This is a genomic window from Chryseobacterium sp. CFS15, from assembly GCF_031118795.1.
GTDB lineage: Bacteria > Bacteroidota > Bacteroidia > Flavobacteriales > Weeksellaceae > Chryseobacterium > Chryseobacterium indoltheticum.
Genome location: NZ_JAVHYL010000003.1, coordinates 409,608 through 432,626 on the forward strand (window position 1 = coordinate 409,608; position 23,019 = coordinate 432,626).

Consider the following 23,019-nt stretch of genomic DNA (forward strand, 5'->3'; position numbering starts at 1 on the left):
CTTAAAACATTTTATTTTATTCGTGAACATCCTCAAGATGAAAATATCTCGGATCAGGATATTGAAATTCAAAATCCAACTCTTCAATTAACTTGTTTGGAGAAATCGTTCTTCCGACATCTGTTCTTTCACCAGAATAAGGCAAATCTTTCTGAGCATTAATCACTTCTTCTTTGTTTGGATGAATCGGAGCGACAACGTTATATACTTTAGATTCAGAATGATTGTCCAGCATTTTATCAACTACAGAACAAATATCTGAGTAGTGAATATGATTCACCAACTGATCTATATTGGAAATATTGTAATTCTTCAAAAGTCTCTGATCTCCCATCAACCCAGCCAATCTTAAAATATTGGTCTGTGGAAATTTATCTAAGATAAAACTTTCACTTTCTACTTCTTGTGCAGGTTTATCGTCTTCTGTAAAGTCTTTTTCAGTTTCAGGATAAACGCCCGTCGAACTTGTCAAAAACAATTGACCTTTAAAATCTCCAAGAAAATTCAGCAAGTTTTTACGTTTGTCATTCATAGGAATTTGAGCACCTCTGATTCCCGAAAACGGAACACTGATGATAATAGCATCCAGTTTTTTTGCTGCATTCCATTCTTTCATTTCTGGATCCAATTCATTAGGAAAACTGACTAAAGTGGTGTGATATCCTTTCGATTGTAGATCTTCAACCTTTGATTCTGTAGTCGTGGTTGCAAAGATTTCATATTGATTTGATAATCGTTCTGCAATGTGATTTCCGAGCCAGCCGCAGCCGATGATGCCTATTTTTTTCATATTTACTTTTGAGTATTATTTCAGTGATTTGTAATTGTTATCAGGATCTTGGAAGTTTTGAAGGATTTTAATAATCTTTAAAACATTATTTTCAATAGTGTAGATGAGAGTATTGTGTTTTGTAATTAAAATCTTGTGATAATCTGTATTCTCATATTTTTGAAAAACCACATTTCCCGCAGAAATTATTTCTATGATTTCTGCGAATTTAGTTAGAAAATCATCATAAATTTTATCATTCCATTTTTCAAGAAGATATTTTTCAATATTTCTTAAATCTGCAAGTGACTCATCAGAGAAGTTTATTTTCATTTCTGTATTTTTCTAAACGTAATCTTGTAGCTTCCATAACATCTTTGTAATCATGAACTCTCCCGTTTTTAAAATCTTCTTCAGAACGTTTCAAAGACTCCAGAATTTCTTCTTTGGTTTCGTTGCGCCATTGTTTTGGTTCGATGGTTTTTGAGATTACTAAAAGCTCTTCCGGTGTGAATCTTTTTTCTTTTAGTTTCTTGAAAAAAGTAGGTTTCTTAATTCCCGATTTCTCAATAATATAAGACATTTTGAAAGGAGAATTTTTCAGAATCTCATCAATGTTATTTTGGATTTCGATGTATTTTTCTATTTCTGCTGTCATGTTTTTTATATTTTTAAGTATCATTATCTGATACAAATGTAATCAATTTATGACTCAATAATTATGAAGCAATATCTTTTAAAGTAAAAATTTGTTGGCTTTAACTTTACCTATCCATATTATTTCACCCAAAGTTCGTCACAAGAATATTTGAATTTATGATTATCTATATTAATTTTTCCTGAAAACTCGTAAGTATAAATTGAATCTGGAAGAATTCCAGTCTTACTAATTACTAATTCGAAATCAATATTATTTTTATTGGAAAATTTTAAAATTTGTTTTTTCTGATTTCCTGCTGAATTCAGAACTTTTTTGTTCTCAGTTAATTTCAAGGTATCGTCGTAATTTTTAGAATCCTTTTTCCAGCCTTGAAATTCAGCTAACTTTATTTCAAAAAGAGAATCTTTAATTCTTTTGAGCTCAAATATATCGTAACCGCAAAGCATCCCCAAACTAGTCTGATTATCGGGATTTTTAAATGAATTATTCAGATAATCCCATTCAACTTTTTTCTCTATATAATCTTTTTTACAAGAAATAAGAAAAAGCATTAAAATGAAATAAAAAAATCTAGTCATTAATTAAATTTATATGTTGTTATAAAATAAATTTTCCAGATTCGTCAACCAAATTATGAAACATATGCTCGTTATATTTTACATAGTCTCCTATTTGGGCTTTTTTGGAAACATACTTTTTATGTAAAACACCGGTATTTCCATTTTTTGTATCTAGTAAAAAATAATCCTCATAAATATCAATAATTTTTAATGATGAAGGTTTTGCGATAGTAGAACTGAAAACTAAAAAATCATCAGGAGAAGGTTTCTCATGATGCCCGATTGGTTGTAGGCAATATTCAAAACTATTCTCAACGGTTTCCTTTCTATTTTGTAAATCTTCTACTCCTCTAATATTGATATGGATAAAAATTTCAGTTTCCCCTTCAAATTTTTTCTCTTCTGATGAATGAATAATTCTTGATTGAACCTCCCAATAAAGTCCAAAGGAAATTGATTTTAATACCATTCCTTTTTTTAATCCACATTCTACATCCGAAATCATTACAATGATTCCAAAATTTGACAGATGAGAAGATGACATTACCTTATGTTTATGTTCGGAGTCCATGAATACTTCTTAGTTAAAACTATCTCAAATCTAAAGAAAAGTAGAATAACTTTAAGATTTTTTTCAAAAATTTAGAACAAAAAAACTCAACGATCCGCTGAGTTCATTATGTATGGATTATTGCTTGGTTGAGGTTTGATATCCAAATTTCTCGCTGCATATACCAGTTCATTCGTATCGCTGTAGAGTAATTCCCAATCCGGAACGTCTTTCATTGCGGTTAAAAGGGTGAGATAAGTTTTCAGGTTTTTCTCAAGATCTGTCGGAGGTCTGCGTTGGCTTCTGCCTGATCTGCAAATTGCATTTCAAAAATTTCATTCTTTGTTTTTCACTTCTGCAAATCTCTCACTTGTCTTCATTACTTATCTCCAAAAATATAATACTCATCCAATCAAACTGGTCATTAAATGATCATGAGACGTCATTTATCATTCCCGAGAGGTTTAGTGAAGCTTCGCACAGGTGTTTTAATGATCAAGAGAGGTTTTTTCAATGGTCTGAATATATCATTTACCGCTCCGGATACGTACACGAAAGATTCGATGCGGTTGTTTATATATCTCTACTAATCTTTTACCTGTCGAGATAGGTTGTATGACCTGTCTGAATGGTTAAGTAACTCCATCGGAGGCAACACCAACCACAATGGATCTTTGATGAACGTATCGTAATAGGTTATACAACATATCGAAACCTTTTCGGAACGTATTGGGACTTCTTCAGAACGTATAGCGATATATGTTTTACGTATCCCGAAGGGTTTAGAACCTCAAATGTGGGGTTGGGAACGTGTCGATAATGATTTTCGCTGGTGCTGGTGCTATGACTTTTTTTTGGTAAATCACAATGGTTGTGTTGGAGACTTTATGCAGATGTAGGAGATTTGTTTTAAGGGTGTTTGTAAGGTCTTGCGGATGCGATTGGTTTTTTATTTGGGTTATTTTAAATGTAAATATTTTCATATTGTATTACGCTAGCGCGAGCTTCAAGCTCGTGCTGTAATTTATTTGTGGGTACGAGCATGATGCTCGCGCCAGCGGGGGGGGGGGGTTAATTGGAATATTTTTGAGTAGAAATATTTTGCTATTATAATCTGTTAGCACAAGTTTAACCTCATCTCTTTATTTGCTTTATGACTACGAGTAGGATGCTTTAACTAATCAAGGACATTTTAAGTAGTTTTGAAAATGAAATACAATAAAATGTAGAGTAATGATAAACATCACAGATGATAAGGTATTTTTAATATATTGTTTTGTTTTTCTATATTTGAGTAATATGTTAAAGTATAATGTATAACTAATATTAAAAACTAAATAAAATTATGGAATCTACTCTGTTCTCGCTTTCGAAAATTTTTAATGAGAGACTTTTTCGAATACCAGACTATCAAAGAGGTTATGCCTGGACTGAAAAACAGTTGAAGGATTTTTGGAATGACTTAGAACAGTTAGAAGATGGTAAAAATCATTATACTGGTGTGATAACTCTAGAGCCAGTAGAAGATAATATTTCAAGTAATTGGTATGATGATGCATGGATTATTAGTAGTAAAAGTTATTATCCTTATTATATAGTTGATGGTCAGCAAAGACTAACTACCTCTTTAATCTTAATACAGTCAATCATTGAGGCTTCTTCAAAAAAATGTGAAGAATTAAATTATACTCCTATAAGCGATATACGAAAAAAGTTCATTTTTGATTCTAAAGACCAAGGCATATCAAGATCTTATATTTTTGGCTATGAAAAAGACAACCCCAGCTATGAATACCTTAAAACAGAAATTTTTTTAGAAAACTCTGAAACAAGATCTCAAAAACAAGAAACAATATATACTCAAAATTTAAAGAATGCAAAGAGTTTTTTTTTAAAGCAATTAGAAAAGCAAAGTATAAAAAATATAGAATTACTATATAGAAAACTCACTCAGAACTTGTATTTTAACATTTATACAATTACTTCTGATATTGATACTTTTGTTTCATTTGAAACTATGAATAATAGAGGAAAACCTCTATCACACTTAGAGTTATTAAAAAATAGATTAATTTACTTGAGTACTAAGCTTTCAAATGAAGACTACGAAAAAAATAGCTTGCGAAAAAAAATAAATGAATGTTGGAAATCTATTTATCATAACCTAGGTAGGAACAAATCCAAACCTCTAAAAGACGATAATTTCTTGTTTAATCACTATATAATATATTTTGGTTCTGAATTATATCCTAAAGAAGAATATAACACCAGAACACTTAGGGTTCCGAGTTTTACCTCACCGCAAAGAGACGAATATGCAAATTTTTTGCTCGAAAAAAAATTTACAACAAAGAATTTAAATGACTCTAAGATAGATTTAATGTCAATTAATAATTATGTCGAAAACCTTCAAAATTCTGTAGATATTTGGTATCAGCTACACAATCCGCAAGATTCACATTATTCTTCTGATATAAAGAAATACCTAGATAAGATTAACAGATTAGGAATCAATTCAGTTTCTCCTCTCATTATGACTTTTTTCAAAAATGAAGATAGTAATGTGAAAAGACTACAGTTTTTAATTGAAATTGAAAGACTAATATTTATTGTCAGTCTACATCATATCAGGTTTTATTATTTAGATTTGGAAGATTTAAACTTTTTAAAACTCTCTATTGAATTTCATAATAAAAAATTTAAATCTGATGAGATAATAAGAAAAATCGAAGATGCAGCTAACAAATTTTTAAATACACGTGAAATAAGAGAAATAATGATAAAATCTTTCAGAGATAAGGGGTTTTATCAATGGGATGGAGTGAGATATTTTCTTTATGAATACGATTTACATCTAAGTGAGAATTCCAAAACAAAAAGAGTTAAATTAGAATGGGAAACTTTTGATAAAATGGACTACAAAAGTGTTGAACATATTTATCCTCAATCGTCAAGACAGCTTTGCTGGCGAGAAAATTTTCAAAACTTCACATCACCGCAAAGAAAGTCTTTGCGTAATTCACTTGGCAATTTATTACCTATTTCAACAGAAAAAAATTCTTCATTGAAAGATAGATGTTTTGAAAGTAAGATTAGTAATAATGTAAATTCTGTGGGCTATCGTTATGGCTGCTATTCAGAAAATGAAATTACAAATTTTGAAAAATGGACATCGAAGGAGATCTTGGATAGAGGGCTTAAATTAGTTGATTTTTTGGAAAAAAGGTGGAAAATAAAATTCAATAATGAAAATGAGAAAATAAAATTTTTAGGACTTGAATTCTTGCGAAAGAAATGATAATCAACAAAAAAACCTGCCTCACAGCAGGTTTTTATATTTTGAATCAAAAACTTCTCGATACGCTTTTTTCAAAAGCTATTCGAAGTGACGGGATTATTAAACATTTTCAAATTAAATCATTTTCAAATTCTCAAATTAAAAAAGACTCTCATCCACAAAATTCGGCAACGTCACTTTCAAATTCGGCTCTATTTCCATCGCTCTTTTAATCGCAAAAACAGCACCTTCATTTCTTGCCCAGCTTCGTCTGGAAATTCCGTTGTTGACGTCCCAGAAAAGCATCGATTTTAATCTTCTGTCGGCGTCATTGCTTCCATCCAATAACATTCCGAAACCACCGTTGATCACTTCGCCCCAACCAACGCCGCCTCCATTGTGAATACTCACCCAGGTTGCCCCACGGAAACTGTCACCGATCACATTGTGAATCGCCATATCTGCCGTAAATCTCGAACCGTCATAAATATTGGAAGTCTCTCTGTATGGCGAATCTGTTCCCGACACATCGTGATGATCTCTACCCAAAACTACCGCTCCAATCTCGCCGTTTTTAATGGCTTTGTTGAAAGCTTCAGCGATTTTCATTCTTCCTTCTGCATCGGCATATAAAATTCTCGCCTGTGAACCAACCACCAATTTATTTTCCTGCGCCCCTTTAATCCACTGAATATTATCCTTCATCTGCTGCTGGATTTCTTCAGGAGAATTTTGAATCATTTCTTCTAAAACTCGGCAGGCAATTTCATCTGTTTTCTGCAGATCTTCAGGTTTTCCGCTTGTACAAACCCAACGGAACGGCCCGAAACCATAATCAAAACACATCGGTCCCATAATATCCTGAACATAAGAAGGGAATTTAAACTCTCTTCCCAACGTCGGATTTTCAGACATTACATCGGCTCCCGCTCTTGAGGCTTCCAATAAAAATGCATTTCCGTAATCGAAGAAATAGGTTCCTTTTTCTGTATGTTTATTGATCGCTGCAGCGTGTCTTCTCAAAGTTTCCTGAACTTTTTCTTTAAATAATTCAGGGTTTTCTGCCATCATTGTATTTGATTCCTCAAAACTTTGTCCGACAGGATAATATCCGCCCGCCCAAGGATTGTGAAGCGAAGTCTGATCTGAGCCAATATCTATTCTTAAATTTCCCTCATCAAATTTTTCCCAAACCTCAACGATGTTTCCAAGATAAGCCAAAGAAACCACTTCTTTAGTTTCCTGAGCTTTTCTAACTCTTGCAACCAATTCATCAAGATTTTCGTGGATTTCATTTACCCATCCTTGATCATGACGGATCTTGGTAATCTTCGGATTTACTTCCGCAATCACCGTAATACAGCCTGCAATATTTCCTGCTTTTGGCTGCGCTCCGGACATTCCGCCCAAACCTGAAGTAACGAACAATCCACCTTGTGGTTCTTTATTGATCTTTCTAAAAGCATTCAAAACGGTAATCGTCGTTCCGTGAACAATTCCCTGAGGCCCGATGTACATATAAGATCCTGCCGTCATTTGTCCGTACTGCGTCACACCTAAAGCATTGAATTTTTCCCAATCATCCGGTTTAGAATAATTCGGAATCATCATTCCGTTGGTCACCACAACTCTTGGTGCATCTTTATGTGAAGGAAATAATCCCATCGGATGACCTGAATACATCGTCAATGTTTGTTCGTCTGTCATTTCAGACAAATATTTCATGGTCAATAAATACTGTGCCCAGTTGGAGAACACCGCACCATTTCCACCGTAAGTAATCAGTTCGTGAGGATGTTGTGCCACTGCGTAATCCAAATTGTTCTGAATCATCAGCATGATCGCTTTTGCCTGCTCAGATTTTCCGGGATATTCTGCAATATCTCTCGCTTTCATCTCATAATCGGGACGAAAACGGTACATATAAATCCTTCCGAACTCATCGAGTTCTTTTTTAAACTCCTGAATTAATTCTGCATGAAATTTTGGCTCAAAATAACGTAAAGCGTTTTTCAGAGCGAGTTTTTTCTCTTCATCCGTTAAAATTTCTTTACGTTTCGGAGCGTGATTGATATTGGTTTCGTATGGTTTTGGCTGAGGTAATTGGCTTGGAATACCTTGCTGTATCTGTTCTTGAAAAGTCATTATTATAGTTGATGGTTGTTTGTTGATAGTTGCTTGTTTTTTTTGTGGTTTTAAAGATATTCAAATTAGAAAATTCCTGCAACTAATGTGAAAAAATATATCATATAACAAAATGACTTAGATTTAAATACAACAAAACCTCACTGAAAATAAATGAGGTTTTGTCGGCTTAATTATTTTTAAGGTTTAATTACTATTTTTCACAAGGATCCATCCCGTAAACGTTCTTCCATCCGGAAGTGTGATGACATACCAATAACTTGAGGTCGGTATTGGCCTTCCTGAAATGGTTCCGTCCCAAACAATCTGAGTATTGGTATTTTGCTCGAAAATTAAATACTGATAACGATCAAATACTTTTACATTCGTCATTTTATTTCCGAAAACATGAAGGTTTCTGACAATCCATTTATCATTTTGCCCGTCTCCATTTGGTGTGATTGCATTTTTAATATCTAAAATAACTCCGTCCTGTTTTACAATACATTTTCCTTCCACATATTTCACGTAAAATGTTGTAATTCCTGTCGGCAGATTGTAAAAAACATTAGTTCCCTGCCAATTAATACCGTCAATTGAATAGAGGATCGGCTGTGAACCGGTCGCTATTATCGTATAAGTATTACCGCTCGCAATCATATTCTGAATGACCGGAACATCATAATATTTTGCTTCAAAAGTTGCAGTGTAAGAACATCCGTTATCTGAAGTTACTGTTACGGTATAGGTTCCTACCATTCCTGCATTAAGAAGAGTATCTGTAGTAGAAACTATTTGCCCTGCAGGATTTGTCCATACATAACTTACAATTGTGTGATCTTTTACTTCTAAAGTATAGCCGAATGTTGCATCCGGACAGAAATACTGTGTTGGGATCTCAAAAATAGGAACCTTCTTAAGTGATATTTTAATAGTTGCTATTTCAGGACATAATCCCGGTACACTTACTTTCACATACACGATATCTGATCCTAAATTTTGATTAAATGGATAACTCGCCGGGTTTGCAATGGCATTCGTTCCTGAATTTAAATCAGCTAAAGAAGCATAATAAGTAAAAGTAGCATTAGTCCCTGAGAAAATTTGCGATTCATATTGGGTAAGGTTTACATTTTCAATGCCGTCATTTAAGGTATCGCAGACATTATTGAGAAGGAATGGACCGGAATTTTGAAGAACGACTTTAGTTCCGATAATAAAATTGATCGTAGCGATATCATCACATCCCGGAATATTCATCACTTTTACCCAAATCTGCTGTGGAAAAGGATTTGCTGTAAAATTTTGTGGATTTGCAATCGGATTCGTTCCGTTTTGTGCATCACTTTGACTAAGATAAAAAGTGAATGTATTGATCTGATTCGGAATATCTACATAAAGATTGGTATAATTCATCAGATTGACTTCATAAACACCATCAAGATTATCATCACAAACGGTTATGGTTGAATTGATTGCTTTTGGAGGAAAATAAGTATTCAGTTGAATCGGCGCTACTGAAAAACAGCCATTTGTTTTCGATTGAAATCTTGCCCAAACTTGCACCGTAGAAACTGTTGTTACGATACTGTTTCCGATCTGAGTGGAAGGAACTCCCGCATTGGCTTCCGCTAAAGTGTTGTAATATGTAATATTCATATCCGAAAGTGGATACGTATTCTGAGACGCTGAAAACATTTGTGAAACCGCATCATTAAGCTGAAACGTTTCATTCAAATTAAAATCTTCATCACAAGTATTTAAAACAGCATTCGTAAGTATAATCACCGGTAAAAATGTCATCTGAATATTCAATTGTGATGCAGAAAAACATTCATTGTTATTAAATTTAACTTTCACATAAACTGTTGCATTCCCTGGAACAGGAAACTCAGTCGGATTGGTAATTGCCCCTGAAAAAGCATGCGTGGCAGGATTATATGAAGTGTAATAAGTAAATGTAACATTTGAACCACTATAAATCTGAGGTTGTGCCGACAAAAGGTTATACAGCTCTACTCCATCGTTATTATTATCACAAATATTGGTCAGATTGATATTTACAACAGAATTCACTGCAGGAGTTGATACCAAACTAATGGTAACCGGATAAATCTGGATACAATTGTAAGAATTAATTTTTACGAAAAGCTGTCTCGTACCTACAACATTTATACTCGTTACAGGATTGGTTCCGTTCTGAGCATCAGCTTGGGTAAGATAGAACGTTGTGGTTGCATTCTGATTTCCGATTATCGCTCCCGAAAACTGAGCAAGCGCAACAACTTCGGTATTATCATTATTAAAATCACAAACCGTAAAATTGGAGTCTACAATAACCGGATGAACCAGATGTACATTAATCGCTTTAATGGTATAACACGTTTCACTTTGCTCAAACCGAACATAAAATGTTTTGCTTACAAAGTTTCCGTTTTCTGTAATCGTCTGATTGGGCGAAATAGGATTTATTCCGTCTAAAGCTGCTAAATAATTATCATAAAACTCGGTAACAGGTACCGTTGACGGAGCAACAAGCATACCCGCAGAAAGTGTTTGCAGATTAACGGTAATATCATCTGTTCCGTTAAAGCAGATATATTCATTTTTATCATTGACTAAAATCTTGGTAAAAGTAATATTCAAATTGACAGTAACTACCGCAAAGCATCCTCCTGGAATCTGAACTCTGATATACACCGTGTACTGCCCTTCTTTTATCGTTCCTATTACAGTTCCTGAATTATTATAGGCTTCCAGAAAAGTTTGATACACCGTGAAAGTAGCGCCCGGTTGTGTCGTAATTAAAGGACCAATATTTAAAGCAAAATCAAAAGGTTCATTATTATCTGCGTTAATGTCACACATCGTGTATGAAAAATTAATCGGAGAATTAGCATTCACTCCCGGCTGGAAAGAAAAATTTACAGGACCAAGAATGTAAGTACATGCCGCATCCTGCAGTCTTACCCAAATCTTTGTATTTGTAGTAATATCTGCCGTAGTTACAGCATTGGTATTATTTTGGGCGTTAGCCTGAGACAGATAATATGAAAATCCTGATGTTCCAGCAGGAAAAAGCAGGCCGTTTAAGAAACTCAAATCATAATTCTGCTCAATGCCATCGTTGTTGGTATCACAAAGTAAAATAGTATCTGTCAAAAGATTTTTCGTAAGAAAGTTCAACGTCATAACTGCCACTCTGAAACATCCGGGAACATTGGGATTCTGAATTCTCACATATAAAACCTTATTGGCATTCAACAAATAGTTTGTCGAAATACTGTTCTGATTATTCTGTGCATCAGCTAAAGATTCATGAAAAGTAAAATTAAAATTCGCCGGATATTGTGAAGTTACATTAGGTTTAAAATCATTTAAATTAAGCTGAATCGGAGCATTTCCGCAAAAGTCTTGTGTATAATTTCTTGAAATAGGATAAGAAGGATCAAAATCAAGAGTGAAATCATCAGTTAACGTTAAATTACTATTTCCACAAATATTAAAAACAACATTAGCAGTATAAACTTCATTCTGTGTAGGACACAAAGTAGCCTGAATGCCCGATGCCACGGTCTGTCCTGCTGAATTAGTCCATGTTACAGTTGGCTGAATTACACTTCCGTTTGGAGTAAACTTCCATGATTCCTGCAAAGCCTGCCAGTTTCCGGTATTTCGTGAAGCCGGAGAATATCCTACCGTTCCCGTATCATTTATAATTCCAATCAAAGCATTTTCAAACTTTCTGGTTGGGCACGGTGTGAGCTTTTTATCTACAAAAACTTCTACAATATTGGTGGTTTCGTGTAAAACAATTTGTGAAGAAGAACGATCGGTACATCCGGCAACTCTTCCGTCATAATAACTGATTACAAACTTTCTGTAAGGTGCAGTTCCCACTGTAGAATAGTAAATTTCTGATGTATCTGCAGCAGAAAACACCATATCGTGATACACTCCGAAAATAGAATTTTTGGGCAAACCTACATTAGGATTTTGCCAAAGAATATTGGGATAATTGATATTTCCCTGCTGATTCAGATCGAAAGTGACCATTCCATTTGAGCCAATGACGACAGACTCAAAATATTGATTAAAAAAACAAAATTTAAATGGTAAATCTACTTTTGGCGTAAATAAATCGTCAAAATTAGCATTCAATGCCGTTCCCTGATTCAGAGGAATTGGCGGATCATACGTTCCCTGCGTGAGCTGGTACGTCGTTGTTTGTTTCAGCTCCGGGTATTCTACATGCAGCGGAATACAGCCATTAGCATCGAGATCATTTGTACACGTTACATGAAAGTTTTCATTCCCAACAGCGTCTTTCACTTTTACACTTATGGGAGCTTGCGAAAAGGCATAACAACTGATCAACAGTAAGAAAATCTGTAAATATTTTGTCATAGAAATTTGGTGTGATTTAAATTATTAATTAATTAAAACAATTTAATAATAAATATAACTTAAAAATAACACTTTTTATGTACAAAATACACAACAAATACCATTTATTTATAAATTATTAAGAATTAATTAATATTATAATAAAAACCCTATATTAAAACATTATCTACATTCTAAAATACCACACAAACTCGACAATATTCAATTGCGAAAAGGGAAAGCATACTCTATTTCATAAAAAAAAGTGGAAATCTTTTGAATTTCCACTTTAATATTTAAAAATTAATCTTAATTAATCTCCATCTGAAAACATAGAATTGGCAAGCGACGTCACTATAGAAAGTGCTATACTGAAAATAAACGCCCACCAAAAACCATCTACAACCATACTATCTATAAAATAATCTGCAATAAGAATAATTACAGCATTGATTACCAAAGCAAAAAAGCCTAAAGTAATAATGGTAAGCGGCAACCCAAAAAGACTTAAAATTGGTTTTACGAAGAGGTTTAGAAGTCCTAAAACAATTGCAAAAATGATTGCCGTAGAAAAGCCGTCAAAATGTACACCCGGTAAAATTTTGGTCAGTAAAAAAGCCACAATAGCTGTTATAAGAAGTCTAATAATTAAGTTCATCGTATTTATTTTTATATTATCTGTCTTTTATAAACAAAACTTATTCCAATGACATGCAATCATTGATGTATACTAAGTTTTCTTTGTTATAAATTTATTTAATTTTCATCATCGTCACCAAAGACGTTGCTACATGACTTTCAGAAGAGTGTTTTTCGTCAACCGTGAAAATCTCTGTTCTGATGACACTGATCTTAGAACCACCTTTCACGACATAAGCTTTTGAAACCAGCGCATCTCCCATTGCAGGTCTTAAATAATTCACCTTCAACTCCACCGTTACTACATAGCAATCTTCTTCGTAATGACTTACTGCCGCATATCCTGAAGAAACATCAACCAAGGAAGCAATCATTGCCCCGTTGAACATTCCCGCCTTTCTGGTCATTAATTCCATTTTAGGAATTTTAATAGAAACAAAATCAGCGTTTACTTCTAGTAATTCAGCCTTATAGAATTTCAATGTTTCAGAGCGATTGAAACTGTCGGTCATGAGTTTTCTTTTTTCGGGAGTCATTTTGAGTGGGAGGGTTTGAGGGTTTATGCAAATTTCTGTAAAATTTATTTAATAATTTCCACAAAAATACTTTTAACTTACCTTTGCAAAATGGAATTAGAATCTATTTACAAAAAACTGCAGATTCAGGATATGAATCAGATGCAGAAATCTACATATAAAACTACAGAAAACAATACCGATGTTGTTTTGCTTTCACCTACAGGATCAGGAAAAACATTAGCTTTTTTGTTTCCTGTTCTCAGGAATCTTAAGAAAGAATCAACAGGAATTCAGGCATTAATAGTAGTACCAGCAAGAGAATTGGCTTTACAGATTGAGCAGGTATTCAAGTCGATGGGAACAGATTTTAAGGTGACTGTATGCTACGGCGGTCACGATAAAAAAATTGAGATCAACAATCTCAAGGAAGCTCCTGCTGTATTGATCGGAACTCCGGGAAGAATTGCCTATCACATGAGAAATAAAAATCTTGATGTAAAAACAATCAAAAATCTGGTACTTGATGAGTTTGATAAGGCTTTAGAATTGGGTTTTCATGATGATATGGAATATATCATTGAAAACATGTATAATCTTTACCAGAGAATTCTGACTTCCGCAACTTCAATGGATGAAATTCCTAAGTTTACAGGCTTGAAAGACGAAAAGGTAATTGATTTCTTAAAATTAGGAGAAAATAAACCTGATATTCAGTTAAGAAAAGTGATGACGATTTCTGAGGAAAAACTGGATACTTTATTTCATCTGATTTGCAAAATAGGAAATAAAAGAACTCTGATTTTCTGTAATCACAGAGAAACGGTTGACCGTATTGCTGATTTACTTTTAGATAAAGGTATCGCCAGAGAAACTTTCCACGGCGGCATGGAACAGGATGAAAGAGAACGTGCTTTACTAAAATTCAGAAATGATACCGCCAGAGTTTTGATTACCACAGATCTGGCTGCAAGAGGTTTAGACGTTCCGGAAGTTGAATCGATCGTACATTATCAATTGCCGGCAACAGAAGACGCTTTCATTCACAGAAACGGTCGTACCGCAAGGATGAATGCAAAAGGTTTTGCTTATTTGGTGATGACCGAAGATGAAAAATTTCCTTTCATTAAAAAAGATACGCCAGAAGAATCTGTAAAAGAATTTTCTAAAGTTCCCGCAAACCCGCCTTTTCAAACAATTTACATCAGCGCAGGAAAAAAAGATAAAGTCAATAAGGTAGATATCGTTGGATATTTATTGAAAAAAGGTGAGTTACAAAAAGAAGATTTAGGTCTGATCGAAGTAAAAGATACGACATCTTATGTAGCTGTTTCCAGAACTAAGGTAAGAGATTTACTTAAGAAACTGAGCACTGAAAAGCTGAAAGGCAAGAAAGTGAAAATGGAAGTTGCATATTAGGATGAGGCTGAGGTTAAGGTTGAGGTTGAGACTAACAAAAATCAGCCTTAACCTAAACCTCAACCTTAATTTACCCTATTTCAATCCTTTGATTTTTGTCTGCAATGTGTAAACAGATTTTGAAGCGGTAATAAACAGAATATCGTTTTTCTCGCCTCCAAAAGTTACATTCCCAGTCCAGTCTTCAGGAATTTTAATGTGATGTACTTTTTCACCTTTAGCATTAAAAACAGTGACGCCATCTCCGGTAATATAAAGATTTCCATCTTTGTCAAGCGTCATTCCGTCTGAGCCCATTTCGCAGAATAATTTCTTTTCAGACAATTTTCCGTCTCCTAAAATATCGTAGACATACGTTTTTCCGGCATCAATATCTGAAACGTACAGTTTTTTTGTCTTCCCATTTCCAATGATTCCATTAGGCTGCACAAAAGTTTCCAGTTTTGAAATTTTGCCATCTTTGTTTCTGTAATACAGATTCTTTTCAGGAATCTCCACTTTAAAATTTTGCCAATAATCTCTTTTATACAATGGATCGGTGAAATAAATTCCTCCGTTTCCGTCGAGCCAAAGATCGTTGGGACCATTTAGTCGTTTCCCTTCAAAGCCTTTAGATAAAACCTGTACTGATTTATCTTTACCAATCTTCCAGATTTCACCTTCATTGTCTGAACAGGTAATCAAATTATCATTTTCATCGAAATAGGTTCCGTTGGCGCGTCCGGTTTTATCTAAAAATAAAGATACTTTGTCTGTTTTCCAATCCCAGACATAAATTTTGTCATTGGGTTGGTCTGTAAAATAAACGTTGCCGGCTTTGTCTGCTGCAGGTCCTTCGGTAAATGAAAATTGATCTGATATTAATTTTGGTTCAGTGTTTTCCAACATAGCATTGTAATTTGATGATTTGCAACTGACAAATGCCAAAACCAAACCAACAAGACCTGCATTCAAAATATTTTTCATTTCTATAAATTTAAAGCTTACAATTTACGATTTGTAAAAAGTATTGCCAATTTTATATGAATAATTATTTAGTTTAAATATAAACAACCAAATGTCCTTTTTGTCCTATTCTGTAAGTATTTAATATTATTTATTAAACCTTAAAATCAAGAGCTTTGCATCATCTTTTAATGAGGAAAATTTAGACTGAATATTTCAGAAACGATTTACAAATCATCTAAAAAAGTCCTTTTAATTCAATAAAATTCAAAAGATGAGCATTCAGCAAGGTAATATAAAAATTCCGGGAAGTGATGGTGAGGCTTTCAGAGATTCCGTAGGAACAATGGACGATACAGGGAAAAGAAAATGGGTTTTTCCTCGAAAACCAAAAGGTAAGTTTACCAATTACAGAGATTATACAAGTTATGTTTTATTAGCTTTATTTTTCGGAATTCCATTTTTAAAGATCAATAATAATCCATTTCTATTAATTAATCTTATTGATAGAAAATTCTTTATTTTAGGGCAGTCGTTTTACCTTCAGGATTTTTTTATTTTAGCTTTAGGAGCCGTGATTTCTGTCATTTTTGTAATGCTTTTTACCGTAGTTTTCGGTAGAATATTTTGTGGATGGCTATGCCCGCAAACCATTTTCATGGAAATGGTTTTCCGAAAAATAGAATATTTGATTGAAGGCGACCGTAACAAACAAATGAAACTCGACAGACAGAGTTGGGATTCCGAAAAAATAAGAAAAAGACTTTTAAAATGGTCTGTTTTCTTTATTATTTCATTGATTATCTCCCACTTTATGTTTATGTACATTGTCGGATACGAAAATATTTTCAAAATCATTCAGGAAGGTCCGGTAGAACATCCTTTACATTTTACGGCAATGCTGTCTTTTTCACTGGTCTTTTATTTTGTTTTCACTTGGTTGCGCGAGCAAGTCTGTACCTTGATATGTCCTTATGGAAGACTTCAAGGCGTGTTAATCGACAAGCAGACCATCAATGTATATTACGACACAAAAAGAGGAGAAAACCGTGCTAAATGGAGAAACGGAGAAGACAGAACATCTTCAGGAAAAGGTGATTGTATTGATTGCGGACAATGTGTTGTCGTTTGTCCCACAGGAATTGATATAAGAAACGGTCAGCAATTAGAATGCGTCAACTGTACTGCCTGTATTGACGCTTGTGATGAGGTAATGGTAAAAGTAGGTTTACCAACCGGATTGGTACGTTATGCCACAGAAGCAGAAATTGAAACCGGAAAGAAACTTGGAATCACTTCAAGAATGATTATTACCACAATTTTTCTGGCGTTATTAATAGGATTTTTAGGATTTTTATTAAACGACAGAGGTTCTATGGAAGCAAAATTTATAAAACCCGCAGGATCTACATTCTTTGTGAGAGACGGAAAAATCATCAATAATTTCACCTATACTTTTTTAAACAAAACCAATGAAAAAAAAGTAATTACGATAAAAATAACGCATCCCAATCATGCTGAAATTATCTCTTCAGGACCGAGTAAAATCGTCTTAAAAGGCGACCAGATTCTCAAAGGTTCAATCAGCATTGCATTCCCTGAAAATGAAATTAAATCGTCCAAACAAAATATAACATTTGTTGTCTTAGATGAAAAAAATGAAGTTTTAGATACTTTCGAAACAACTTTTGAAGGACCTTTTAAACTTGCATTGTAAAGCATTAGTTTTTATGACTTTTAATAAATTGCGAGGGGGTAATTCCTGTATTTTTACGGAACATCCTCGCAAAATAAGAATACTCTTCATACCCCAATCTGAAAGCAATCTCTACAAGCCCTTCATCAAGATAAATAAGCATTCTTTTAGCTTCCAGAATCACTCTTTCAGTAATAATTTCAGAAGCCGTTTTTTGCATAACGGTTTGGGTAATTCTGTTAAGATGCTTTGCTGAAATATTGAGTTGTGAAGCATAAAAAGAAATCGATTTTTGAGAAGTAAAAGACTCTTCCAGCAAGTTTTCGAAATCCTGATAATGTTTAAAATAAGATACACTTGTGGCGGATGTTTTTTCATCACCTTTAGAAAACTCTCTTACCGACTGAATATAAATTTGAGAAATAAGAGAAAGAATAAAGCTCTGCTTCATGACATTCTGAGACTGATGTTCATTTTGAATAGCCTCAAAAAGGCGAATCATAGCTTCCAATTCTGTTGATTGAAGCTGAAGCCTCCTCGGAAAACTCGGAGAATTAAAAAACGGGAAATTTTTCAACTTCTGATTAACGTAGTGCATCTCATAATAAGGCTGAGAAAAAAAGAAAATATAGCCATCCGTATCCGGAGAAAGTTCCCAACTGTGCACCTGTCCCGGAGAAAGAAAAAACAGACTTCCTTCAGAAACATCATATTTTTGAAAATCTATTTCATGAATCCCGTTTCCTTTAGTGAAAATAACGGTGACATAAAAATCATGACGGTGCGGTTTCTCGATATGTTTATGGCTGGAAACCAAATGATTTCTTAACGTATTAAAGTAAAAATCCGGAGCGTTTTTCTCTGACTGAAAAAGATTGATGTGCAATACCGAGATAGAATTCATCCTGATTAATTATGTGTGAAAGAGAACAAAAATACACTTAAACTGCACATTTTACAACGTGTATTTGTAGTAAAGCTTAAAAAATATTTATCTTTGAGTTTTCAGGATTTTATAATGAAGACAAATTTACCCGACAAACTGTATTATTCGATAGGAGAAGTTGCGAAAGCATTCGATGTAAACGCTTCATTGATAAGATATTGGGAACAAGAATTCCCAATTATTAAACCTAAAAAAAACAAAAAAGGAAACCGCTACTTCACTCCCGAAGATATCAAAAACCTAAAAATCATTTATCATTTGGTAAAAGAAAAGGGCTACACACTTGACGGAGCAAGAATTGCCCTAACAACCAACTCAAAAATTTCTGAAACGGTAACATTAATCGACCGTTTAGAATTCGTAAAAGCAGAATTGCTTAAGCTAAAAGATTCTTTGGTAGAAAAAGATTCTGAATAAAAATGTAATCCCAAATGATTAAAGTAAAATACAGAAAGCATTTAAAAACTCTGGCTGGAGTCTCATTATTTCTTATAATTATCGGAGCTGTTTTTAATGTGAATACTTATTTAATGGCCGCTTTGATTGGAATCTTTGTCGTGTCACTTGTCCAAATTTTTATTCACAAAAAAAGTGATTCTTAAGTTTATCTTTTTCATATAAACATTTTTACAATTCACTGTAAAACAATAATTTAATTACTATTTTTTCATTTTTATTTGCTTATGAATTAAATTAATTCATAACTTTATTGTATTCTGAGTTCGGTAAATCGAAATAAGCCAAAAAACATAAATATATAACGATGAAAAAAAATTACTATCAAAAGATGGCATTTCTTGGAATGCTGTTCTTTACACTAGTTGGATTTCAAAAATACGCTAACAAATCTGATGAAACTTTTCCAGAGGTTACATTTATTTCCGAAAGTTTACCTGTAGAATCATTCTCAGAATTTGACCCAAACGACTTAGATGAAAATCAATGGCAAAAGCTCGGATTTTCCGAAAAACAAGCAGCAACAATTTTAAAATACAAAAAAATTGTCGGCGGAAAATTTCTGTCAAAAGAACAGTTCAAGAAATGTTATGCGATTTCAGAAGAAAAATATTCCCAGCTCAATTCTTTTATTTTATTACCTGAAACCAATTTGGAAGCAAAATCCGGAAATTCAGATTTTAAAAGTTATGAAAAGAAATCTTTAAACATCACAAGAAAATTTAATCCTGACCAACTTTCACAAACCGATTGGGAAAACATCGGATTTTCTGTGAAACAAGCTGCTGCAATTTTAAAATATAAAAATTATCTGGGTGGAAGTTTTGTGAGCAAAGAAAAATTCAAAGAATGTTTTATCATCAATGAAGAAAATTATGCGAAACTCGAGCCTTACATAATTCTTCCGGCAAAAACTCCGGCCAATTTTAATGCTTATGCAGGAAAATCCAATTCATTCAAATCTAAAACGCTGCAAACTTCTTTTGATCCGAATATATTGGATGTTCAAGGTTGGATGGCTTTAGGATTCTCAGAAAAGCAAGCGAATGTGATCGTTAATTATCGTGACAAAAACTTGAAAGGAAGTTTTAAAAATTTGGAGGATATTAAAAACTGCTTTGTTATTTCTGCGGAAAAGTTCGAAGAATTAAAACCATTCATCAAATTAAACGCTTCTACAATGGCGAAAAATGCTGAAGATAAAAAGCCGGAATTCAAACAGGAGAAAACTGATTTTTCAAAAACTGATATGAATTCTATTACGTTTAAACAGCTTTTAGAATTTGGTCTGGATGAAAGAAGCGCAGGTTCAATGATCGGTTTCAGAAAAAAACTGGGTGGGTTTATGACTAAAGAACAAATTTTGGAGACCTACAATATTGATAAAGAATTGGTTCAAAAATTATTAAGCTTTGCTCCACTCGATAATTCAAAAGTTGAGCGACATACTTTGGTCGATGCGCCCGAAGAATGGCTGAAAAATCATCCGTATTTCAAATATTCCGCAGACAAAATTATGTATTACAGAATCAGCAATCCCGATGATAAAAAAATCTGGAAGCTATTGAAAACTAAACCTGAATATGAAGCGAGAATGAGGCTTTATGTGAAATAGTTGATAGTTGATAGCAAAAATATTTAAAATTTTACCATTAAGATTAGTTGAGATTTTTAGAATATTAAGTTTGAGCTTTGCTTTAAGAATTCAGCTTAAAAAATCTTTAGATTTTTCTTAATCTATCTCAACTTCTAAACTAATCTTAATGGTTTAAAAAGCTTTTAAAGTTTTAAATCAATCTAAAATTTAATCATTTAATTATGAATTAATATTTATTAGAAATTCAGTAGAAAGCGTAACAACTCCTTCTGCTAAACCATCAGGATGAGTAGTGAAACCTTTTAGTTTTGAAGTTTTTCCTTTTAAAACTAAATCCATCAATTGTTTATCGGAAAGTTTTTTGCCAAAAATATCAAATGAAACTTTAAAGCCGCAGTTTTTAAAATCGGAACATCCGACTGCGGTTTTTCCTTTCATCAAATTATGTGATTTGCATTTCGGGCATTGTGTTTCTTCCCAAGACTGTAATTCTTTTTTTACAGCCGGCTCACGTTTTTTCTTTTCTTTGACTTCCTCCTTTTCTTCATGCAAGGTGAAAACTTTTGCTTTTCCGTCAACCACTTTTTTGGTGAGTTCGGTCACCATTTGTATCAATTCATCTTTGAACTGATTGGCTTCGTATTCACCACTTTCAATTTTTCGAAGTTTTAATTCCCACTCCCCTGTTAATTCCGGGCTTTTCAGCAATTCGTCTTCAATGGTATCAATTAACTGAATTCCGGTTTGGGTAGCAATCAGATTTTTTCTTTTCTTCTCAATATACTTTCGCTTGAAAAGTGTTTCGATAATATTTGCTCGCGTTGAAGGTCTTCCAATTCCGTTATTTTTGAGCATTTCACGAAGTTCTTCGTCATCTACTTGCTTTCCGGCAGTTTCCATCGCTCGAAGTAAAGTTGCTTCGGTGTAGGGTTTTGGTGGCGAAGTTTTTCCCTGATGAATCATCGGGTCATGAGGTCCCGTTTCCCCAACTTTGAATTCAGGAATCGTCTGTTCCTCTTCCTTATCTTTTTCCTTGTCGGTAGGTTCATCTTTAGCGTCTTTAGCATACACTGCTCTCCAACCCGGTTCGAGAACCTGCCTTCCACTTGTTTTAAATGGAATCGTCCCAACCTGAGCTTCAACCAACGTATTTGAAATTTTACATTCCGGATAAAAAACGGCGATAAAACGCTTCGCAATCAAATCATAAATCAATTTCTCTTCTCTTGTTAAATTTGGAGAAGGTGGAATTTCAGTCGGAATAATCGCATGGTGATCGGTCACTTTCGCATCGTCAAATACCGCTTTAGATTTTGGAATCGGTTGTTCCAGCAAAGGTGAAATCAAATCTTTGTAAATGAACATACTTTGAAGGATTCCTCCGATTTTCGGATATAAACTTTCCGATAGATATGTCGTGTCAACACGCGGATAAGTAACGTGTTTTTTCTCGTAAAGACTCTGAATATATTTTAAAGTGCTGTCTGCAGAATACCCAAACTTCTTATTGGCTTCCACCTGTAGTCCGGTCAAATCAAACAGTCTTGGATTTTTTTCTTTTCCTTCTTTAATTTCAAATGAAAGAATTTCAAAAGGATTAACCTTTAGATATTCCAAACCTTTTTCGGCTCGGTCTAAAGTTTTGAGACGGTCAATTGCAGCGTTGAAAATAACGTCACGGTATTTGGTTTTCAGTTCCCAATATTCTTCGGTTGAGAATGCATCAATTTCTTTCTGACGCTGAACCAACATCGCCAAAGTCGGAGTCTGTACTCTTCCAATGGACAAAACCGCTTTATTTCCGCCAAATTTTTTGGTAAAAAGTCGCGTTGCATTGATACCCAACAACCAATCTCCTATCGCTCTTGCATTTCCTGCGAGGTAAAGATTTTTATAATCTTCGGCTGGTTTTAACTTTTCAAAACCTTCTTTAATCGCTTCTTCTGTTAATGATGAAATCCACAAACGCTGTACAGGTTTGTCGCATTTTGCTTTTTGCAAAACCCATCTTTGAATAAGTTCTCCCTCTTGACCGGCATCCCCGCAATTGATAACCTCATCACATTCGGCTACCAATCTTTCGATTACTTTAAACTGATTTTCAACGCCTTTATTCGGAATTAATTTGATCCCAAAACTTTGAGGAATAATCGGCAACAAAAACAAATTCCAGGATTTGTATTGCGGACCGTAGTCGTGAGGTTCTTTTAGGGTACAAAGATGTCCGAAAGTCCAAGTCACGCAATAGCCGTTTCCTTCCATATAGCCTTGTTTAGGCATAGTTGCGCCCAATACTTTGGCAATATCTCTGGCAACGCTGGGTTTTTCGGCAATACAAAGTTTCATGAATAGTCGGGATTATTGGGAGGGTTGCAAAAGTCGGGATTTTTTTTGGAATTATTGAAATGAGATAGTGAAATTAATGATCTACTTTAAATATCGGTTTTTTTTACTGTCATACATTTTTATAATCGTAAAA

At 33.9% G+C, this 23,019-nt stretch carries 18 protein-coding genes; 6 read left to right on the plus strand and 12 right to left on the minus strand.

The window, feature by feature from the left end; translation table 11 throughout:
• Positions 1 to 16: 16 nt before the first annotated feature.
• The 5 genes from OH814_RS06945 to OH814_RS06965 form a co-directional block, all read right to left on the minus strand.
• A complete protein-coding gene (locus tag OH814_RS06945; protein ID WP_308827660.1) occupies positions 17 to 790 on the minus strand; it encodes an NAD(P)-binding domain-containing protein in 774 nt (257 codons plus the stop codon).
• Between the two features lie 15 nt (positions 791 to 805).
• Positions 806 to 1,102 carry a hypothetical protein gene (locus OH814_RS06950; RefSeq protein WP_308827661.1) on the minus strand — a complete coding sequence of 99 codons (297 nt, stop codon included), beginning with the start codon at positions 1,100 to 1,102 and terminating at the stop codon, positions 806 to 808.
• The gene (locus tag OH814_RS06955; RefSeq protein ID WP_076559296.1) at positions 1,083 to 1,427 is read right to left on the minus strand and encodes a hypothetical protein; all 345 of its coding nucleotides are present in this window, start codon (positions 1,425 to 1,427) and stop codon (positions 1,083 to 1,085) included. The genes OH814_RS06950 and OH814_RS06955 overlap by 20 nt, the downstream gene beginning before the upstream one ends.
• A gap of 119 nt (positions 1,428 to 1,546) precedes the next feature.
• Entirely contained in the window at positions 1,547 to 2,008 is a 462-nt protein-coding gene (locus tag OH814_RS06960) for a hypothetical protein (protein WP_308827662.1), read from the minus strand.
• A 19-nt stretch (positions 2,009 to 2,027) separates the two neighbouring features.
• On the minus strand, positions 2,028 to 2,534 hold the full coding sequence (locus OH814_RS06965; protein ID WP_308827663.1) for a S1-like domain-containing RNA-binding protein: 507 nt from the start codon (positions 2,532 to 2,534) through the stop codon (positions 2,028 to 2,030).
• A gap of 440 nt (positions 2,535 to 2,974) precedes the next feature.
• Between OH814_RS06965 and OH814_RS06970 the strand changes: the two genes are divergently transcribed.
• A complete protein-coding gene (locus OH814_RS06970) occupies positions 2,975 to 3,130 on the plus strand; it encodes a hypothetical protein (RefSeq protein WP_308827664.1) in 156 nt (51 codons plus the stop codon).
• A gap of 755 nt (positions 3,131 to 3,885) precedes the next feature.
• Positions 3,886 to 5,838: a DUF262 domain-containing HNH endonuclease family protein gene (locus OH814_RS06975; RefSeq protein WP_308827665.1), complete on the plus strand. Its 1,953-nt coding sequence runs from the start codon at positions 3,886 to 3,888 to the stop codon at positions 5,836 to 5,838.
• A 138-nt stretch (positions 5,839 to 5,976) separates the two neighbouring features.
• Here OH814_RS06975 and OH814_RS06980 read toward each other — a convergent pair whose 3' ends face one another.
• The 4 genes from OH814_RS06980 to OH814_RS06995 form a co-directional block, all read right to left on the minus strand.
• Positions 5,977 to 7,962, minus strand: coding sequence for a urocanate hydratase (locus tag OH814_RS06980; RefSeq protein ID WP_308827666.1), 1,986 nt, complete (start codon positions 7,960 to 7,962; stop codon positions 5,977 to 5,979).
• Positions 7,963 to 8,148: 186 nt separating this feature from the next.
• The gene (locus tag OH814_RS06985) at positions 8,149 to 12,348 is read right to left on the minus strand and encodes a T9SS type B sorting domain-containing protein (protein WP_308827667.1); all 4,200 of its coding nucleotides are present in this window, start codon (positions 12,346 to 12,348) and stop codon (positions 8,149 to 8,151) included.
• 292 nt (positions 12,349 to 12,640) lie between these two features.
• Positions 12,641 to 12,985 (minus strand): phage holin family protein, encoded by a 345-nt coding sequence (locus OH814_RS06990; RefSeq protein ID WP_308827668.1) that lies wholly within the window; start codon positions 12,983 to 12,985, stop codon positions 12,641 to 12,643.
• A 94-nt stretch (positions 12,986 to 13,079) separates the two neighbouring features.
• Positions 13,080 to 13,502 (minus strand): PaaI family thioesterase, encoded by a 423-nt coding sequence (locus OH814_RS06995; RefSeq protein ID WP_308827669.1) that lies wholly within the window; start codon positions 13,500 to 13,502, stop codon positions 13,080 to 13,082.
• Positions 13,503 to 13,592: 90 nt separating this feature from the next.
• Between OH814_RS06995 and OH814_RS07000 the strand changes: the two genes are divergently transcribed.
• Positions 13,593 to 14,900 carry a DEAD/DEAH box helicase gene (locus OH814_RS07000; RefSeq protein ID WP_308827670.1) on the plus strand — a complete coding sequence of 436 codons (1,308 nt, stop codon included), beginning with the start codon at positions 13,593 to 13,595 and terminating at the stop codon, positions 14,898 to 14,900.
• Between the two features lie 75 nt (positions 14,901 to 14,975).
• Here the strand turns inward: OH814_RS07000 and OH814_RS07005 are convergent, their stop codons facing one another.
• On the minus strand, positions 14,976 to 15,866 hold the full coding sequence (locus tag OH814_RS07005) for an SMP-30/gluconolactonase/LRE family protein (RefSeq protein ID WP_308827671.1): 891 nt from the start codon (positions 15,864 to 15,866) through the stop codon (positions 14,976 to 14,978).
• Between the two features lie 253 nt (positions 15,867 to 16,119).
• On the opposite strand from OH814_RS07005, the gene ccoG reads away from it, so the two are divergent.
• The gene (ccoG, locus tag OH814_RS07010; RefSeq protein ID WP_308827672.1) at positions 16,120 to 17,562 is read left to right on the plus strand and encodes a cytochrome c oxidase accessory protein CcoG; all 1,443 of its coding nucleotides are present in this window, start codon (positions 16,120 to 16,122) and stop codon (positions 17,560 to 17,562) included.
• Positions 17,563 to 17,566: 4 nt separating this feature from the next.
• Here the strand turns inward: ccoG and OH814_RS07015 are convergent, their stop codons facing one another.
• Positions 17,567 to 18,445, minus strand: a complete 879-nt coding sequence (locus OH814_RS07015) for a helix-turn-helix transcriptional regulator (RefSeq protein WP_308827673.1) — start codon at positions 18,443 to 18,445, stop codon at positions 17,567 to 17,569.
• A gap of 114 nt (positions 18,446 to 18,559) precedes the next feature.
• Between OH814_RS07015 and OH814_RS07020 the strand changes: the two genes are divergently transcribed.
• Together OH814_RS07020 and OH814_RS07025 are read left to right on the plus strand one after the other, a co-directional pair.
• Entirely contained in the window at positions 18,560 to 18,904 is a 345-nt protein-coding gene (locus OH814_RS07020) for a MerR family transcriptional regulator (protein ID WP_034757421.1), read from the plus strand.
• A gap of 346 nt (positions 18,905 to 19,250) precedes the next feature.
• On the plus strand, positions 19,251 to 20,558 hold the full coding sequence (locus OH814_RS07025) for a helix-hairpin-helix domain-containing protein (protein WP_308827674.1): 1,308 nt from the start codon (positions 19,251 to 19,253) through the stop codon (positions 20,556 to 20,558).
• 201 nt (positions 20,559 to 20,759) lie between these two features.
• Here the strand turns inward: OH814_RS07025 and OH814_RS07030 are convergent, their stop codons facing one another.
• Positions 20,760 to 22,886: a DNA topoisomerase 3 gene (locus OH814_RS07030; protein ID WP_308827675.1), complete on the minus strand. Its 2,127-nt coding sequence runs from the start codon at positions 22,884 to 22,886 to the stop codon at positions 20,760 to 20,762.
• Positions 22,887 to 23,019 lie beyond the last annotated feature (133 nt).

Excerpts from the sequence above, each read along its gene's own strand:
- OH814_RS07000 (WP_308827670.1), top strand. The coding sequence starts at position 13,593 with ATGGAATTAGAATCTATTTACAAAAAACTGCAGATTCAGGATATGAAT.
- OH814_RS06985 (WP_308827667.1), bottom strand. The coding sequence starts at position 12,348 with ATGACAAAATATTTACAGATTTTCTTACTGTTGATCAGTTGTTATGCC.
- OH814_RS06965 (WP_308827663.1), bottom strand. The coding sequence starts at position 2,534 with ATGTCATCTTCTCATCTGTCAAATTTTGGAATCATTGTAATGATTTCG.
- OH814_RS06975 (WP_308827665.1), top strand. The coding sequence starts at position 3,886 with ATGGAATCTACTCTGTTCTCGCTTTCGAAAATTTTTAATGAGAGACTT.
- OH814_RS07005 (WP_308827671.1), bottom strand. The coding sequence starts at position 15,866 with ATGAAAAATATTTTGAATGCAGGTCTTGTTGGTTTGGTTTTGGCATTT.
- OH814_RS06945 (WP_308827660.1), bottom strand. The coding sequence starts at position 790 with ATGAAAAAAATAGGCATCATCGGCTGCGGCTGGCTCGGAAATCACATT.
- OH814_RS06980 (WP_308827666.1), bottom strand. The coding sequence starts at position 7,962 with ATGACTTTTCAAGAACAGATACAGCAAGGTATTCCAAGCCAATTACCT.
- OH814_RS07030 (WP_308827675.1), bottom strand. The coding sequence starts at position 22,886 with ATGAAACTTTGTATTGCCGAAAAACCCAGCGTTGCCAGAGATATTGCC.
- OH814_RS07020 (WP_034757421.1), top strand. The coding sequence starts at position 18,560 with ATGAAGACAAATTTACCCGACAAACTGTATTATTCGATAGGAGAAGTT.
- OH814_RS07015 (WP_308827673.1), bottom strand. The coding sequence starts at position 18,445 with ATGAATTCTATCTCGGTATTGCACATCAATCTTTTTCAGTCAGAGAAA.
- ccoG (WP_308827672.1), top strand. The coding sequence starts at position 16,120 with ATGAGCATTCAGCAAGGTAATATAAAAATTCCGGGAAGTGATGGTGAG.
- OH814_RS06955 (WP_076559296.1), bottom strand. The coding sequence starts at position 1,427 with ATGACAGCAGAAATAGAAAAATACATCGAAATCCAAAATAACATTGAT.
- OH814_RS07025 (WP_308827674.1), top strand. The coding sequence starts at position 19,251 with ATGAAAAAAAATTACTATCAAAAGATGGCATTTCTTGGAATGCTGTTC.
- OH814_RS06970 (WP_308827664.1), top strand. The coding sequence starts at position 2,975 with ATGAGACGTCATTTATCATTCCCGAGAGGTTTAGTGAAGCTTCGCACA.
- OH814_RS06950 (WP_308827661.1), bottom strand. The coding sequence starts at position 1,102 with ATGAAAATAAACTTCTCTGATGAGTCACTTGCAGATTTAAGAAATATT.
- OH814_RS06990 (WP_308827668.1), bottom strand. The coding sequence starts at position 12,985 with ATGAACTTAATTATTAGACTTCTTATAACAGCTATTGTGGCTTTTTTA.
- OH814_RS06960 (WP_308827662.1), bottom strand. The coding sequence starts at position 2,008 with ATGACTAGATTTTTTTATTTCATTTTAATGCTTTTTCTTATTTCTTGT.
- OH814_RS06995 (WP_308827669.1), bottom strand. The coding sequence starts at position 13,502 with ATGACTCCCGAAAAAAGAAAACTCATGACCGACAGTTTCAATCGCTCT.